Source organism: Microbacterium yannicii (assembly GCF_024055635.1).
GTDB classification, from domain to species: Bacteria; Actinomycetota; Actinomycetes; order Actinomycetales; family Microbacteriaceae; genus Microbacterium; species Microbacterium yannicii.
This window is the reverse complement of sequence record NZ_JAMXMB010000014.1, coordinates 119,444-134,470: the sequence shown is the minus strand read 5'-3', so window position 1 is coordinate 134,470 and position 15,027 is coordinate 119,444. Positions and strand designations below refer to the sequence as shown.

Here is a 15,027-nt window from a genome sequence, read left to right as displayed (position 1 = left end):
CGTCGGGAGCACCGCATAGGCTCACGGCGTGTTCAGGCGCGTCCTCATCGGAATCCTCGTGCTCGCCGTCGCGGGCGCGGCGATCTGGTGGTGGGCCGGGCACGACCGCGACTCGGCAGAGGTCGGCCTCGCGACGCCCGGCGCAGCACCGACGACTCCCGTGATCCCGTCGGAGGCGTTCGAGATGACCGTCGAGAGCGTGCACGACGGCGACACGCTGCGCGCTCGGGCGGCGACGCCGAACGCCGTCGTCACTGATGTCGAGTCGACGCGCGTCCGCCTGCTGGGAATCGACACCCCTGAGATCTCGCCGGAACCTGACTGCTGGGGCTCGGAGGCGACGGCGAAGCTGACCGCTCTCGTGCCCCCGGGGTCGACGATCTGGGTCGCGCCGGACGCCGAGGTGCACGACCAGTACGGTCGGACGCTGCTCTACGTCTGGACGCCCGACGGCCAGTTCGTCAACGGTGAACTCGTGGCGCAGGGTGATGCGCGCGTCGAGATCTACTCGCCCAACCGCAGCCAGGAGGCGCTCCTCCGCTCCCTCGAGTCGGCGGCGGTCGCCGCCGACGCGGGCCGATGGGGTGCGTGCGGCTGACCGTCAGGCGAAGAGGAAGAGCACGAACCCGATGAGCGGCAGGGTGCCCTGGATGAGCGCTGGCCGGAGGTAGCGCATCCCCGTCGTCAGCAGCACGAGCGCCGCAGCGACCATCGAGCCGAGGCCGAACAGCACCAGGGCGAGTCCGGCGGCGCGCACAGGCGCGGCATCCGATCCTGCGAACATCAGCACCAGACCGATCACGACGCCGATCGCGAGGAAGAGGTTGTAGAACCCCTGGTTGTACGCCATCGGCTTCGTCGTGTCGGCCGCCGCCTGGTCGGCGACGCCGAAGCGCTTCCAGACCTTGGGCTGCGTCCACTGCACGCTCTCCATCACGAAGATGTAGACGTGCAGCAGCGCCGCCAGTGCTGCGAAGACCGTTGCGAGGATAGCCACCATGAGCGAACCATAGCGCCCGGGCTACGCTGAACGGTATGGCGAAGGGCGGGTCGCGCACAGGCGGACGGGGACGGGATGCCGCGGGCACGCGCCGTGGCGCCGCATCCGGCTCCGCGGCGAAGGCGAAGCCCGCGAAGCCCCGGAACGCGCAGCGGCCGCAGCCGTCGCCCGGGCCGTCGCCGACGCCTCCCGCCCAGCCGCCCATGCCGACGACGTTCCTCCTCGGCGCGATCCCCGGTGCGACACCGGGCAAGTGGATCGACACCTGGAAGGAGCGGATGCCGCGCACGAGCCTCGAGCTGGTGCCCCTGGCGTTCGCCGATCAGCGACAGGCTCTCGTCGAGGGTGAGGTCGACGCCGCGCTGGTGCGACTGCCGATCGACAAGGAGGGGCTTCACGTCATCCCGCTCTACGACGAGGTGCCGGTCGTCGTCTGTGCGAAGGACTCGCACCTGACGGCCGCCGCAGAGCTCGACACGGCCGACCTCGTCGGAGAAGTGCTGATCGTTCCACAGGACGACGTCCTCGGCATCCGTGCACCCGGCACCGAGAAGCCCCGGTTCGCTCCCCCGGCCGACACGGGCGAGGCGATCGCGACCGTGGCCGCGGGGGTAGGGATCGTCGTGGTGCCGATGTCGCTCGCTCGGCTGCACCAGCGCAAGGACGTCGAGTACCGGCCGCTGCTGGACGGCCCCGCCTCCACGGTCGCGCTGGCGTGGCCGGCGGAGCGCACCACACCCGCCGTCGACGCGTTCGTGGGCATCGTGCGCGGCCGCACCGCGAACTCCTCGCGGGCCTGAGTACGACGGGCATACGGAGGAGGGGCGCCGCCCCCAGTGCGGCACCCCTCATGGATCGGCGCGAAGACCCGCAGCCCGACCTGCGTTCCCCAGAATCGGCCTTCTGCTCGGCACCCGGCCCCCCGGTCGGCGTGCACGAGCCGTTCCGATGACCAAGAGTCCTCGCCTGCCACCCTGATACACAGGATGTGAGAAATCTCAGAAACCGGCGCCGTGGACCTGGAACGGGGCGACGATGCCGGTGCGCCGATACGCCTCAGCCAGTGCGATCGACGGGGCGACGCCCGCCGCGAGACTCTCGTGCATCGCTCCGAGAAGTTCGCAGGCCGCGTCGTCGGCGACCACGACCGGCGCCGCGACGACGCTGCGCGACCCGGCATGGAGCCAGACGCGGGTCATCCCGACGGCCTCCTCATGCCAGCGGATCGACGACCGGCCCACCTCGCACGCCGACAGTACGACCGTGGCCGGCACCTTCTCGATCAGGTCGACGTCGTAACCGAACAGAGTTCCGTCGTGCAGCTGCAGACCCGAGAACAACGGGTGCTCCGCGGAATGGCGGCCATGCGCCGCGACGTGCAGGATGTCGACGCGCGACGCGGCGCCGGTCAGTGCGACGACCGACGCGTCCTCATCGCGCAGGACGATGGGATCGGGCCACGCCTCCGCGGCCCGCGCCACCTCCTCGCCGGCCCGCTCCACTCGCGGCCCCGCCGCGAAGGCGACTCGCCGAACAGCGGAGTACTCCCTCGTCGCCAGCCACTGGGACGCCGAGGTGGCGACGGTGAAGACCCTCCCACGGAGAGCCGGCAGCAGCGCCCACGGGATGCCGCCCAGGATGCCGGGAACGCTGAGCACCAGCCTCCGGTCGCCGACGACCTCCGCCACCGGATCGAGCAGCGCTGCGGATAGCGACGCCACACGATCGTCGAGCGAGCGCTGGACGACGGCGGCCATCGGGCCGGCGCGGACGGCGGCGCTCACGTCCGCCTCCGCCCGCAGCGCGGCGACGCTCCGCGCCACCTCCGGCCACGCCGCTATCTGCACCACCCGCGCACGATCCCGCCGCGCCGCGACGGCCACCATCCCGGTGCGATCGAACACGTAGGAGACGGATGCCGTCTCGTCGTCGAGCCCCGCCTGCAGCTCCTCGAGCGATGCGCGAGGGCGCCTGCCCGCCGCGCCCAAGGCGGCCCACTGGCGCTGACGGAGCTGCTCGCCGACCTCACGAGCGCGCTCCGAGGCCAGCCAGTCCGGGCCACCCTCCACGCGCAGCGCACGCAGCTCCGAGAGATCCGCCGCCAACTCGGGATCGGGCGGCGGACGAAGCGGCACGACCTCCTGATTCAGGAAACGGGCTCGCTCGGACCACTCGAACACCACGTCCGGCCGCATCGACCGAACGGCGGACTGGAGTCCCGCATAGATCAGCCCCTCCCCGTACATGGCGAGCGACGTCGCGAGATCGAGGCTTCCGAACGATGCCTGCCAGTCGCTGAGCGCCTCGAGACCGGCGGCGGCCCGGGCACGCACCAGGTCCTCGCGCCCCTGACCCAGCGCGCGCGCCGCCTGCACCTGGCGGGTGAGAAGGGTGAGCTGGATCGGGGCGCTCGCGTGGACGCGCACGCGGCCGTTCCCCCCGTCATCGATTCCCATCCGCGCCCGCCACAGCTGCGCGGTCAGCTCGACGGCTTCGGCCTCTGCCTCCAACCCGTACCCCCGCAACGCCTCGGCCACGTCCTCGGACGCGCCGACATCGACGTGCCGTGCCGGCACGCCGATGCGATCGCCCGTGCTGTATCGCCCATCGGGGATCGAGGCCAGCAGTGCTGCCCGCACTGCGATGGCGTCGGCACGGAGCGCCCACCAGTCCGCGTGCACCCGACGGAACCGCCGCGCGGCGCCACGCGCGACGACTTCCGCGCGGGCGGGAGCATGTGTGAGCAGCGCACGGGCGAGGTGGAACTCCGCCTCCGCCCGCGCCTGCGGCATGCGGTGCGCACCGAACGTCTGGGCGACGCGCGTGAGGCTGGCCTCCGCTTCCACCACCAGCCCCGCGTCGCGGAGGACCTCCGCGCGGTCGAGGTCGCAGATTGCCGCGTTCACCGCGGAGGCCGCGGTGAGGGCGTCACGGGCCGTGGCCATCGTCGAGAGCGCAGCGACCAGGTCGCCCTCCAGCAGTGCGGCATATCCGGCGTTGTGCACCGCCATGGCGCGCTCGACGTCGTTGCCCGTGGCCGCATAGTCGGGGGCGGCGCGTTCGAGGTCGGCGCGCGCCGCGCCGAAGCGGCCCGCCCGCATGTGCGCGAGGCTGCGATTGAGCAGCATCGGCGCGCGGTGCTCGGCCTCGTCCCCGATTCCTTCGATCGCCTGGTCCAACCAGACGATCGCGGCATCGAGATCTCCGCGCTCCAGCGCGAGCAGCCCGAGCTGGCCATGGAGCATCGCGGACGTGTGCGGTGAGAGCCCTGGATAGGCGAGCGCCTCCCGGCACAGCCGCTCGGCGGCGCTCGGGTCGCCCTGGCGGATGACGACAGCGGCGGTGGAACCGGCGATGCGGGCGAGCAGGTCCGGATCGTCGGTGCGGGCGGCAGCGAGCGCGAACTCCCGTCGGGCCGCGGCGTTGCGTCCGGCGTTCAGGTGTGCGCGGCCGCGACGGTACAGTTCAGCCGCGGTGAGGGTCATCCACACAGCATGGCGCGTTGCGCGCTCGCCTGTCGACGCCTCACCGCCGGAGCCGTTCCGCTCGCAAGGATGCCCCGCGCCGACCCGTCGCGGAGGCGCCGGTTCAGCGCAGTCTCGAGCGGTCCTCCTTCGCCGAGTCGGCTACGACGTCGCCGCACGCCTTCACCGTCGCCTTGATTTGCGATGTCGCCACGAGAGGCTTCTTCTTCGGGTCCGGCTTCGGCCGCTTCCCTGCGAGCTTCGCGGCGATCCTTCCGGCGATGACCGGTGCCGCGAACGACGTTCCGCTCCACACCGCGAACCCCGACTGGAAGTCGTCGAGGTCGAGGGTCTCGCGCTGCCGGTCGTACTCGTCGCTGCGCAGGTCGGCCTGGACGCCGCCCTGGAAGCTCGTCGGGATCGTAGAGAGCACCGACACCCCTCGCACGAACGTCTGCACCCACTCGCCGATATTGGAGAACAGCGCGACCGAGCGGCCCGACGGATTGAGGGCGCCGACCGTGACGAGCGGGGCGATGTCGCCCTCCGGCGCGATCCCGCAGTCATCGCCGACCCAGTGATGCAACGACGCCGGCGACGCCGGCCGGTCCGTGGCGTCGTTCCCGGCCGAGCACACGATGACGCACCCGCGCTCACGCAGCTGCGTCAGCAGCTCGTACAGCTCGCTGTCGATCGATTCGCGCTTCGGAGACTCGTGGTAGTAGCTGAACGACAGGTTCACGACATCGAGCCGGAAGCCGTCGTCGATGAGCGCGACCAGCCGTCCGAGAGCGGCGAGCAGGTCGTTCTCGAGGATCACCCCCTGGGAGTCAGCCACTCGCACCGGGAGGATCCGCGCCTCGGGACACGCCTGCAGCACGAGGCCGGCGATGAACGTGCCATGGCCGGCCGCGCTGTCGACCACACCATCGAGCGGGCTGTCGAGCGACGTGAACGCCTCGGGGTCCGTCGTGCCGTCGATGATCCCGATCTCGCCGCCGTAGACCGCGGCCGGATTGATCCGCGCCTCCTTCAGCCAGGGGTGCTCGCCACATCCGGTGTCGAGGATCGCGACCACCGGCCGTTCGGCCTCGGCGAGCGTGGGCTGGGGCAGATCCGGACCGACATACGCGACGGGCTGGCGGCCGCCCAGGCCGGGAAACGCATAGCCCCCCATTCCCGCGGGGTTGCCTGTGAACGGATTGCCGGTGAACGGGTTGCCGGTGAAGGGATTCCCCGTGAACGGATTTCCGGTGAACGGATTGCCCGTGAAGGGGTTCGAGCCCAGCGCGTCCGTGGTCAGGATGTGGTTCAGGCCGAGGCCCGTGATGCCCTTGCGGCGCGCCTCCACGAGCAGCCGCCACGCGTCGGGCGGCGTCTCCGGCTTGCCCGAGGGTGCCGCTTGAGCCAGCGCGATGCGCACCCGGCGGGTCGTCGCGGTGCCGCGACGGCGCGCGGACGCGGCCGAGCGCGCCACCACCTTGCCTGCTCCACGCGGGGGAATGGGATCCTCCAGGTCTTCGGGAGTGAGGACCCAGCCCAGTCCGGCGGCGACGGAATCGAGCGTCGGCGGCGCGGCCACGCCGCGCTGGGTGGTCTGCGCCTGCGCGGTGATCAGCAGCACGTCGGCTTCGTACAGCGTGGGCGATGCCTCGCCCGGCGCGACGAGCCCCGGGTCGAGGATCGCGCCGCGCACGTGGCGGGCTTCACGCTCGCGCCATCCGAGGCGCGGCGGGCTGGCATTGAAATTCGGGTTGGCCATCGTTCCCTCTCGCGAAAGGCTCTGTACTCAGGGGTCGAGACGGATGCCTCGGCCGAGGCATCCGTCGTCTCGTCAGACTTCGAACTGCGGGGTCTGGAAGTCGCGCAGGGCGCCGTCGGCGTCCCGCACGACCAGGCGGAGTCGCGCCACCCCAGGCGTGACCTCGTCGAAGGCGAAGCGTCCGTGCTCGCCCGGTTCGGCCGACCACTCGCGGTCGCCCTGCACCAGCCGGATGGCGAGAGCCGCGGCATCGACCCATCCGTCCACGCGTCTGCCGCCGTCCTCCGTGGCGGTCACATGCAGCAGCACGCTGGTCGTGCCGTCGCTGAACTGCAGCGTCGCGGTGTCGGTCTCACCACGGACGGCCGCCAGCGTGCCCTCGACCAACGTCAGCAGGGCGTACTCGCGCGACAGGTCCTCGACGGCGACAGCGGCGACCATGCGGTCGACGAGCCCGGCGGGCACCGGATCGACGTCCTGCCACATCCGGCGCATCCGTGCGAAGAGCGCGGCGTCTGCCGCGAAGTCCTCAGTGTCCATCGTCGTCACCTCTCCATCCGTCGCCCTCGAGGACGGCGCGAAGTTTCGCGAGGCAGCGCTGGCGGGTCGGTCCGATCGATCCGATGGGCATCGCAAGATCCTCTGCGATGCGGGCATAGTCGGGGCGGTCCTCGAACGCGACGATCCGCAGCAGACGCTGGCATCGATCGTTGAGCGTGGCCACCGCTGTCCAGAGGCGACGGGTCTCGTCGTCCTGCGCGGCGGTCTGCTCGGCGGATTCGTGGACAGGCAGGTGGGGTTCGAGTGTCTCGGCCTCGGTCGCATCGGCGCGCCGATGCTGCTTGCCGACACGCCACGCCTCACGGCGCGCGCACATCGTGAGCCATCCCGACACTGCGAGCGGGTCGTTGATGGTCTCGTGACGGCGGACGAGCGTCAGCCAGGTCGTCTGCACGACGTCCTGTGCCAGCGCAGGGTCGACTCCGTACGCCCGAACGACGTGCCACAGCGGCGGCGTCATCAGGCGGACGAGTTCGTCCATCGCACGACTGTCACCCTCACGCCACCGCACGAAGAGTGCGGCGGCGCGTTCCCATCGCGCCGGCTCCGCAGAGTCGACGCGCCCCGTCGCCTCACCGCGTGCCGCTGCTGCGTCACGCGGATCGTCTGGCTGCGGGGCCCCAGCCTCGGCGCCGGCCTGCGTCATAGCGCCCATTCTGTCCACACCATGCCCGAGCGCGATAGTGCGGGTTTGATACACGAATCCTCGACGAAGACGGCGGATGTCGCCCCTTTCGCTCGCTCTGCGACCCGGGACCTAGAATTCCTGCATGACGACCGCGCCGCTGCTCTATGTCTGCGTACGCCCGCAGCTGGGCGCGGCCGCCGCCGAATACGAGTCGTTCCGGGCGGCGATGCGCCTCGACGAGAGCCGGCTCGCGCGTCTCGATCTGGTTCGCGAAGGGCTTCCCGACGACGCCTTCGAGCGCTACGCCGGCTTCCTCATCGGCGGCAGCCCGTTCAACGTCACCGACCCGGAGTCGACGAAGACCGACGCGCAGCGCCGCCTCGAGGCCGACCTCGCGCGCATCGCCGAGCACGCGGCATCGAGCATGGGACCGGCCGCGCTCTTCACCTGCTACGGCATCGGCGTCGCGACGCGCACCCTCGGCGGCATCGTCAGCCGGGCCTTCCCCGAGGACACCGGCCCCGTCACCGTCGAACTCGGCGATGCCGCCCGCACCGACCCGCTGTTCGGGGGTCTTGCCCATCGCTTCACGGCGCTCACCGCCCACAAGGAGGGCACCGAGGAACTGCCCCATGGCGCGGTTCTGCTGGCATCGAACGACGGATGCCCCGTCCAGGCGTATCGGGTGGGCGACAGGCTCTACGCCACGCAGTTCCACCCGGAGCCGACCGCCAAGGCGTTCACCGAGCGCATGGCGGTGTACCGCGACGACGGCTACTTCGACTCGGCGGACTACGACGCCATCGCGGGGCGCGTGCTCGCGGCATCCGTCACGGAACCGGCTCGCCTGCTGCGGGCGTTCGCGGAGCGGTACTCGCCCTCCTGAGTCAGGCTTCGGCGTTTCGCAGGCCGGTCACCTCGCGCAGAATCGTTCCGATGACCCCTGCGGCGAGGATCACCCCGGCGACCACGAGGGCCGTCACTCCGATCGCGGAGCTGGACGGCTCGCCGGTGAGCCTGGCCACTGCGAGCCAGCTCAGCCCCCACGCCAGAGCGAGCGCCGGCGCCAGCCGCCAGTGGCTCGCCGCCTCGATTCCGAGCCCCACCACTCCGACGACGATGAGCACCAGGACGCCCCACAGGTCGGCGGCATCCCCCCACTCGGGGGGCGCGATCGACGTCAGCCACGCCGTGGCGTTCGCGACGGTCGCCAGCGTCACCCAGCCGAGGTGCAGACCCGTGACGCCGTCGACGAGCAGTCTGTCGACCCAGCCGTCCGGAGGCTCGATGACCGTGCGGTGGAACGTGACGCCGAGCACGGCCAGCAGCACGATGATGGCGAGGACGGTCATCGCGAGCGAGCCGAACTGCGCGATCACGAGCCACAGGCCGTTCAGCGCCATCGTGCCCGCGATGAGCCAGCCGAGCGCGCGCTGTCGTTCGCTTCCCCTCTGCCGGGGCAGCGCCTGCCAGATCGTGTATGCGAAGAGGCCCACGTAGATCACCGACCAGATCGAGAACGCCGGGCTGGCGGGGGCGAGATATGAGCCGTCCTCATCGAGCGCGCCGTTCTGCAGATCCTGCACCGCCGTGCCGCCGAACAGGCCGGTGCCCACCATGGCGGCGATGATCATGAAGCAGAACGCGCTGATGACGACGATCTGGCGTGTGAGATCCCGAGCGGCCATGTCGACACCGTACGGCGCCCACCTGGACCGGCTGAGCGTATTGACAGGGCAGGCCCCACCGGGTAGCGGCGAGCCTGCGCGGCACCTCGGCCCACGCGCCTCCCGGCCTACGCGCCCCGCGGCGGATCGAGCAGCAGGGCCACGCGATCGGCGAGGTATGCCTCCAGTGTCATGAGGCCGCCCGCCGAGCTCCAGCGCACGCTCGGGACCCCGCCGACCACGGCGAGGGGTCCGGACTCGCTGCCGGCGTCGACGACGGCGGGCTGCAGCATCCGCCAGCCCAGATGCACCGTCTCGCCCTCGGCGAAGCCGCCGCGGCGCGCCGCTGCGGCGAGCTCGGCGCGCCGGCGCTGCGACTCGGCGGTGTAGCCGCGACGGGCCTCCTCCCGCGCACGGACGATCTCACCCGTCGCGAGCACGGCGTCATCCGTCAGCAGCAGCACGCCGAGGTGCCAGGCCTCTCCCCGACGTTCGACACGCGGGGCCCGAGCGACGCCGAGGATGCGCCGCGGCACCACGAGCTCGCCGAGCGCTTCCCGCGGCGCCGCCGCGAGGCGGGCGCGAGCGGCGTCGAAGAGGGCGGCGGTGCTCACGCCATGTCGTCCTGCAGAGCCGAGCCCGCGTTCACCTTGTCGCCGCGCAGTGCCATGCCGATGAGGGGGAACAGGAGCACCGAGAGCATGCCCGTGGCGATGAGCACCGCCTGGTGCGTCGTGGTGAGGATGCCCTCGTCCACGCCGATCGCCGTGACCGCGACGATGATCGGCAGGGCGGTGGCGCCCAGCAGGACGATGGACAGACGTTCGCGCCGGGTGGACCCGACGGGGGCGGCGAGCATCGACGGCAGTCCTCGCACGATGAGCAGGGCGACCAGGCCGACGGGAAGCAGCAGGAAGAGCAGCGGCTGTTCCAGGAGCGCCTGCAGATCGAACGTCACACCCGTGTAGATGAAGAAGACCGGCACCAGGAACCCGAATGCGACGCCCTCGATCTTGCTCTCGACAGCTTCGCGATCGGCCTCGGTGGCGTCGCGCATGACGAGACGCCAGACGATGCCGGCGGTGAAGGCGCCCAGCAGCATGTCGAGGTCGAGCACGATGCTGAGCGACACGAGGGCCGCGAGGATCAGGAACACGACGCGGATCGCGAACTGCCCCGAGGTGTGCAGGGTCGAGCTCACGAAGGCGTGCATCGCACCGCGGGGCATCTTGAAGGCGAGCCAGATCGCCAGGCCGGCCACCACCGCGAAGAGCACCAGCACCACCGTCGACACGCCGGGCTCACGCCCGCCGAGGAAGATCGAGATGGCGATGAGGGGTCCGAACTCCCCCACCGCCCCGATCGCCGCGACGGCCTGCCCGAACGGCGTGGGCAGCTCGCCGGCGTCCCGCAGGATGGGCAGCAGGGTGCCCAGCGCGGTCGAGCAGAGTGCGACGCCGATCACGATCGCCGCCTCGCCCGGCGCCAGCAGGAACCCGGCGGCGATGCCCGCGGCGAGGCTGATGAGCCAGCCGAGCGACGCGCGACGGCCCAAGCGGCCCCGGAACGAGCCGAACTGGATCTCGGTGCCGGCGACGAAGAAGAGCATCGCGAGCCCGTACTCCGAGAGCGCCTCGATGAACTCGGACGGCGCGGCCCAGCCGAGGACGGCGGGACCGACGATGATGCCGAGCAGCAGCTCGAAGACGACCACCGGGATGCGGATCCACCGCCCGAGCCCTCGTGTCAGCAGCGGGGCGAGGACGGCCAGCAGCGGTACCACCAGCAGTGTCGGCTCGAGGTCATCCACGCGAACAGACTAGCGATGGTGCGTCGCCGCGCCACGCGGGTCGCCCGTCTCGCGCGGGTACGCGCGCAGCGACATCGTCCGCCGGGTCGGCGCGGCGCACGCGTGATCCGGCGTCGGTCGCGCCGGATCACGCGCCTCGTCAGCGTGCGAGCGGCACCGCGGGCTCGAGCTGGTCGGCAGCCTCCAGGTCCTCGGCAGGCTCCAGCTGGCGCTCCGGCGGCGTCAACTCGGCCCGCGTGCGCTGGTGCCCGATGAGCGCGAGGACGACACCTGCCACGAGCCAGGCGCCCAGGATGATCCACTGCGCTGCGGTCGCGGCATCCGGGAAGTACATCACCGACCGCAGCAGCGTGGCCGACGCGCCCGGCACGAAGAACTGGCCGACCGCTCCCCACGGCTCCGGCAGGAACTGCGGCGGCATCGCAGCCCCGGCGATCGGGTTGGCGATGAACATCGTGATGATGGCGCCGACGGCGATGCCCGGAGGACCCATCAGCGCCGCGAGGCCGATGATGAGCGCGGACGTGGCGCTCACGCCGAGGCCGATGACGGTGGCGTTCAGCAGCCAGTCGCCGGCCAGCATCCCGAACCACGTCTGCATCACCAGGGTGATCAGCGCGCCCGCGGCGACCCCGAAGACGACGAGCCCGATGAGCCGCCGTACGACGCCCTGCACGAGCAGGGTCAGCAGGATGCCGCCGAGCATGCCGCCCAGCACGAGCGGGAAGACGGATGCCGCGAGCCCGGCGCCCGTGCTGTCGCCCTCGGCGAGCGGCACGACGTCGGTCACGGTCACCGTGGGGATCGCCGGAGGGACGCCTGCAGCGCCCTCGGGCAACGGGGGCATCTGACCGGACTTCAGCGCGCCGACGATCGCGGTGAGCTGATCGGTGAGCGCCGTCTTCGCGGCGGTGTCGATCTGCGCCTGGAGCTGGGTGGCGACCCCGCGCAGAGCCTGCGCGGCGACGGGGCTCGCGGCGGTGGCGATCAGCACCTCGGGCTCCTCGCCGAGCAGGATCGCGCCATAGAGCTCGCGGGACTCGATCTGCGACACGGCGTCGTCGCGGGAGCCGACCTCGCTGAGGTCGAAGGGCGCGGGGTCCTGTGCGGCGAGCTTGTCTTCGACGGCGCTGACCGCTTCCGCCGGCCCGGAGATGCCGACGGGCAGATTCTGCGGCTGCGCCGTGGCGGCGGGCCACACGAACGCCATCACGATGATGGCGACGATGACCGAGCCGAGGAGCCCGAACGCCGCAGCGACGGGCCAGCGGGTGGGGCGGGCCGAGTTCGGCCGGGCCTCGCGATGAAGGGACATCGCGACCTCCTTGACATGGATGGTGAGCTAAAAAGAATGGTTGTTCTGTTTGTCACCATAACAGAATGGCTATTCTGTTTCTATGCCGAAGGTCACCGACGCCTACCGCGAAGCCCGCCGCGACGAGATCGCGCGCGCCGCGCTGCGGGTGCTCGAGCGCAACGGCGTCCGCGACACCTCGATCGCCGACATCGTCGAGGAGTCGGGCCTGTCGACGGGGGCGATCTACTCGCACTTCTCGAACAAGGTCGAACTCGCGCGCTACGTCGTGGGGCGTTTCCTCCTGCCACGCCTGGACGCGCTGGAGGCCGCCGGCGACCGCGACGAGATCGTCACTCCGCGTCAGGCGCTGCGCGGCATGCTGACGACGTTCAGCGAGGCCGGACTGTCAACCACGCTGGTCCTGCAGTTCTGGGGGGAAGCGATGGTCGAGCCCGGGCTGCACGACGAGATGCTCCGCACGGCCGGACGTCTGCGGGCGGCCCTCACTCACGCGATCGGCCCGTGGGCGCGGGCACAGACGGGGGGCGCGGTCCCGGCTCCGGATGCGTCAGCCGCGGCACCCGATTCCTCGGGGGAGCTCGGGCCGGCGGAAGCTCTCGCCGCCGACACGGCACGGTCGATCGTGGCCCTCGCGCAGGGATACATCGCGAACACCGCCGTCTTCGGCCCGCGCGACGTCGATGAGTACCTCACCGGGACGAGTGCCGTCCTCGGGTGCTGAACCCACGAGCGTCCAGGACCATACGCCGCTCGGAGGCCCGGGACGTTTCGTCTCGGTCGCTGGCGCTCCCTCGCTCAACGACCGATACCTTCCGTCCGCTCGTTGAGCGAGACGAACGCCGCCCGTAGGACCGAGGCGTTTCGTCTCGGTCCTACGGGCGAGCGAGGAACGAGCGAGACGAAACGCGCGTCAGACCGCGCGCACTCCGCGGTCGTCGCGGGGCCGGGTCGCGGCATCCGGATCGCCCGCCGCCGCAGCGGGAGCGCCCGTGATCTCGCGCACGGCGACCGGCGCGGCCTGCCCGGCGCTCGAGCCCTTGATCTGCCGGTGCAGGCGTTCCATGCGAGCGTCGAGCTCGGCAGCGGTGTCGGCGGCGTCCTTGAGGCTCTCGAGCAGCTCGTCCGGAACCTGCGTGGCGTACTTGTAGTAGATCTTGTGCTCGAGGCTCGCCCAGAAGTCCATGGCGATGGTGCGGAACTGCACTTCGACGGGCACCTCGATGCGGCCGGTCGAGAGAAACACCGGCACCTCGAGGATCGCGTGCAGGCTCTTGTAGCCGTTGGGCTTGGGCTGGGCGATGTAGTCCTTGACCTGCAGCACCCGCACATCGTCCTGGGCGGTCAGCAGGTCGAAGAGGCGGTACACGTCGGCGGTGAAGCTGCACGTGATGCGGATGCCCGCGATGTCGGTGATGCTGCTCCGGATCGACGCGAAGTCGCCGTCGATGCCCTTGCGCTGCACCTTCTCGACCAGGCTGTCGGGCGACTTCACGCGGCTCGAGACGTGCTCGATCGGGTTGTAGTCGTGGGTGAGCAGGAACTCGTCGCGCAGGATGCCGATCTTCGTCTCGACCTCCTGCAGGCCGAAGCGGTACTCCATCATGAAGCGCTGCAGCTCGTCGCGCAGCTCCCTCAACTCGCTCGGCGAGACCGTGATCTCACCCTCGTCGGACGCCGTCGCGGGCACCAATGGTGCGGGAGTCGCCATGCGTTCGACGCTAGGCGGCGGGCCTACGAGAGTCCTGTGAAACGCGGATGCCGCGGCCCTGCGTCGCCCGGCCGATCGTGTGGTGGTCAGGCGTCGTCGAGCTCGGCCTGGGCGCGCTCGGACTCCTTCGCGGCATCGCGGGCCTTCGCCGCCGCATCCGTGCGCTCGCGCTCGATCGCGTCGAGCTTCTGGGCCGCCGCCTGCTCGTCCTTCTCAAGGGCGGCCAGGTCGCGGCGGAGGTCGTCGATCCGCTCGCGCACGTGGTCCACGCGCTCCTGCGCCTTGGCGCGGCGCGCGTCGACGCGGGCGAGCTCCCGCTCGGCCTCGTTGGCGAGCCGCTCCGCCTCCCGCGCGGCCTTCTCGGCCGCCTTGCGGGCACGCCGCTCCGCGAGGTCGTCCCGGGGTGGCGGAGCCTCGACGCCGGGGACCGATCCCCCGACCGCCTCGGCGAGCGCAGCGGGCTCGATGTCGCCGGCCTCGAGCGCCGTGACGAGCCGGCCGGTGAGCACCGCGGCGGCGGCCGCGGCATCCATCACCGCGGCGTTGATCGTCGTTGCGACGTCCTCCTGCGCGGCAGCGCTCAGGGTGCCGCCTGCATCTCGGGCGAGACCGACGGCCTGCTTCGCGAGCGCCGCCACGAGCTGCCGCCGCTGCTTGCCGAGGCGGCCGAGCTCGGCGGCGTCGAGGTCGTCCTGCGCCTCACGCAGCGCCGCCGACAGCTCGACCGCGTCGGCGAGCTGTCCGTCCTGCGCCAGCAGGTTCACGGCCCAGGCGGCGACGGTGGGCTTGCGCAGCGCCTTGATCTGCTTCGCCAGGGATCCGGCCGCCATGCCGGCCCGCGCGTTGCGCTTTGCGGTGAACTCCGACGGCGGCAGGACGTAGAGCTCGGCCGCGATCGCGTCGAGCTCTTCGTCAGCGTCGGCCTGCGGCATCCGCCCATTCTCGTCCCCGGGAATCGCGAAAGGGGAGATTTCCGCGCACGAGGCGCGCGAAGCGTTGCCCCGGCGGCCGACGTGCGGGGGCCTCGCCGAGCCCCCGGCTCGGTCAAGGGTTCAGGAGACACGCCGCCGGGCGGGGCCGCCGGGGCCACCGCCGCCCCGGTTCTCCTG

General features: G+C 71.4%; 15 protein-coding genes. 4 read left to right on the top strand and 11 right to left on the bottom strand.

Annotation, left to right across the window (positions count from 1 at the left end):
- Nucleotides 1-28: 28 nt before the first annotated feature.
- On the top strand, nt 29-598 hold the full coding sequence (locus NCG93_RS07435) for a thermonuclease family protein (protein ID WP_194414588.1): 570 nt from the start codon (nt 29-31) through the stop codon (nt 596-598).
- Nucleotides 599-601: 3 nt separating this feature from the next.
- Here the strand turns inward: NCG93_RS07435 and NCG93_RS07430 are convergent, their stop codons facing one another.
- Nucleotides 602-1,000 carry a DUF1304 domain-containing protein gene (locus tag NCG93_RS07430; protein WP_194414589.1) on the bottom strand — a complete coding sequence of 133 codons (399 nt, stop codon included), beginning with the start codon at nt 998-1,000 and terminating at the stop codon, nt 602-604.
- Between the two features lie 35 nt (nt 1,001-1,035).
- Between NCG93_RS07430 and NCG93_RS07425 the strand changes: the two genes are divergently transcribed.
- Nucleotides 1,036-1,800: a LysR substrate-binding domain-containing protein gene (locus tag NCG93_RS07425; RefSeq protein WP_194414590.1), complete on the top strand. Its 765-nt coding sequence runs from the start codon at nt 1,036-1,038 to the stop codon at nt 1,798-1,800.
- Nucleotides 1,801-1,998: 198 nt separating this feature from the next.
- Here NCG93_RS07425 and NCG93_RS07420 read toward each other — a convergent pair whose 3' ends face one another.
- The 4 genes from NCG93_RS07420 to NCG93_RS07405 form a co-directional block, all read right to left on the bottom strand.
- A complete protein-coding gene (locus NCG93_RS07420; protein WP_194414591.1) occupies nt 1,999-4,485 on the bottom strand; it encodes a CHAT domain-containing protein in 2,487 nt (828 codons plus the stop codon).
- Between the two features lie 103 nt (nt 4,486-4,588).
- The gene (locus tag NCG93_RS07415; RefSeq protein WP_241741893.1) at nt 4,589-6,226 is read right to left on the bottom strand and encodes a S8 family peptidase; all 1,638 of its coding nucleotides are present in this window, start codon (nt 6,224-6,226) and stop codon (nt 4,589-4,591) included.
- Nucleotides 6,227-6,298: 72 nt separating this feature from the next.
- Nucleotides 6,299-6,766 (bottom strand): hypothetical protein, encoded by a 468-nt coding sequence (locus tag NCG93_RS07410; protein WP_194414592.1) that lies wholly within the window; start codon nt 6,764-6,766, stop codon nt 6,299-6,301.
- A complete protein-coding gene (locus tag NCG93_RS07405) occupies nt 6,756-7,268 on the bottom strand; it encodes an RNA polymerase sigma factor (protein ID WP_241741894.1) in 513 nt (170 codons plus the stop codon). The genes NCG93_RS07410 and NCG93_RS07405 overlap by 11 nt, the downstream gene beginning before the upstream one ends.
- Nucleotides 7,269-7,557: 289 nt before the next feature.
- On the opposite strand from NCG93_RS07405, the gene NCG93_RS07400 reads away from it, so the two are divergent.
- Nucleotides 7,558-8,301, top strand: a complete 744-nt coding sequence (locus tag NCG93_RS07400) for a glutamine amidotransferase-related protein (RefSeq protein WP_194414593.1) — start codon at nt 7,558-7,560, stop codon at nt 8,299-8,301.
- Nucleotide 8,302: 1 nt separating this feature from the next.
- Here the strand turns inward: NCG93_RS07400 and NCG93_RS07395 are convergent, their stop codons facing one another.
- From NCG93_RS07395 to NCG93_RS07380, 4 genes are all read right to left on the bottom strand, one after another.
- Entirely contained in the window at nt 8,303-9,103 is an 801-nt protein-coding gene (locus tag NCG93_RS07395; protein ID WP_194414594.1) for a TspO/MBR family protein, read from the bottom strand.
- A gap of 107 nt (nt 9,104-9,210) precedes the next feature.
- The gene (locus NCG93_RS07390; RefSeq protein ID WP_194414595.1) at nt 9,211-9,696 is read right to left on the bottom strand and encodes a glutaminase; all 486 of its coding nucleotides are present in this window, start codon (nt 9,694-9,696) and stop codon (nt 9,211-9,213) included.
- A complete protein-coding gene (locus tag NCG93_RS07385) occupies nt 9,693-10,892 on the bottom strand; it encodes a cation:proton antiporter (protein ID WP_194414596.1) in 1,200 nt (399 codons plus the stop codon). Before NCG93_RS07385 ends, NCG93_RS07390 begins: the two co-directional genes overlap by 4 nt.
- A 139-nt stretch (nt 10,893-11,031) precedes the next feature.
- On the bottom strand, nt 11,032-12,207 hold the full coding sequence (locus tag NCG93_RS07380; protein ID WP_194414597.1) for an ABC transporter permease: 1,176 nt from the start codon (nt 12,205-12,207) through the stop codon (nt 11,032-11,034).
- An 82-nt stretch (nt 12,208-12,289) separates the two neighbouring features.
- Between NCG93_RS07380 and NCG93_RS07375 the strand changes: the two genes are divergently transcribed.
- Nucleotides 12,290-12,931: a TetR/AcrR family transcriptional regulator gene (locus NCG93_RS07375; RefSeq protein ID WP_194414598.1), complete on the top strand. Its 642-nt coding sequence runs from the start codon at nt 12,290-12,292 to the stop codon at nt 12,929-12,931.
- 189 nt (nt 12,932-13,120) lie between these two features.
- On the opposite strand, the gene NCG93_RS07370 is transcribed toward NCG93_RS07375, so the two are convergent.
- Nucleotides 13,121-13,918 carry a GTP pyrophosphokinase gene (locus NCG93_RS07370; RefSeq protein ID WP_241741895.1) on the bottom strand — a complete coding sequence of 266 codons (798 nt, stop codon included), beginning with the start codon at nt 13,916-13,918 and terminating at the stop codon, nt 13,121-13,123.
- 86 nt (nt 13,919-14,004) lie between these two features.
- Nucleotides 14,005-14,850, bottom strand: a complete 846-nt coding sequence (locus tag NCG93_RS07365; protein ID WP_194414599.1) for a transposase — start codon at nt 14,848-14,850, stop codon at nt 14,005-14,007.
- Nucleotides 14,851-15,027 lie beyond the last annotated feature (177 nt).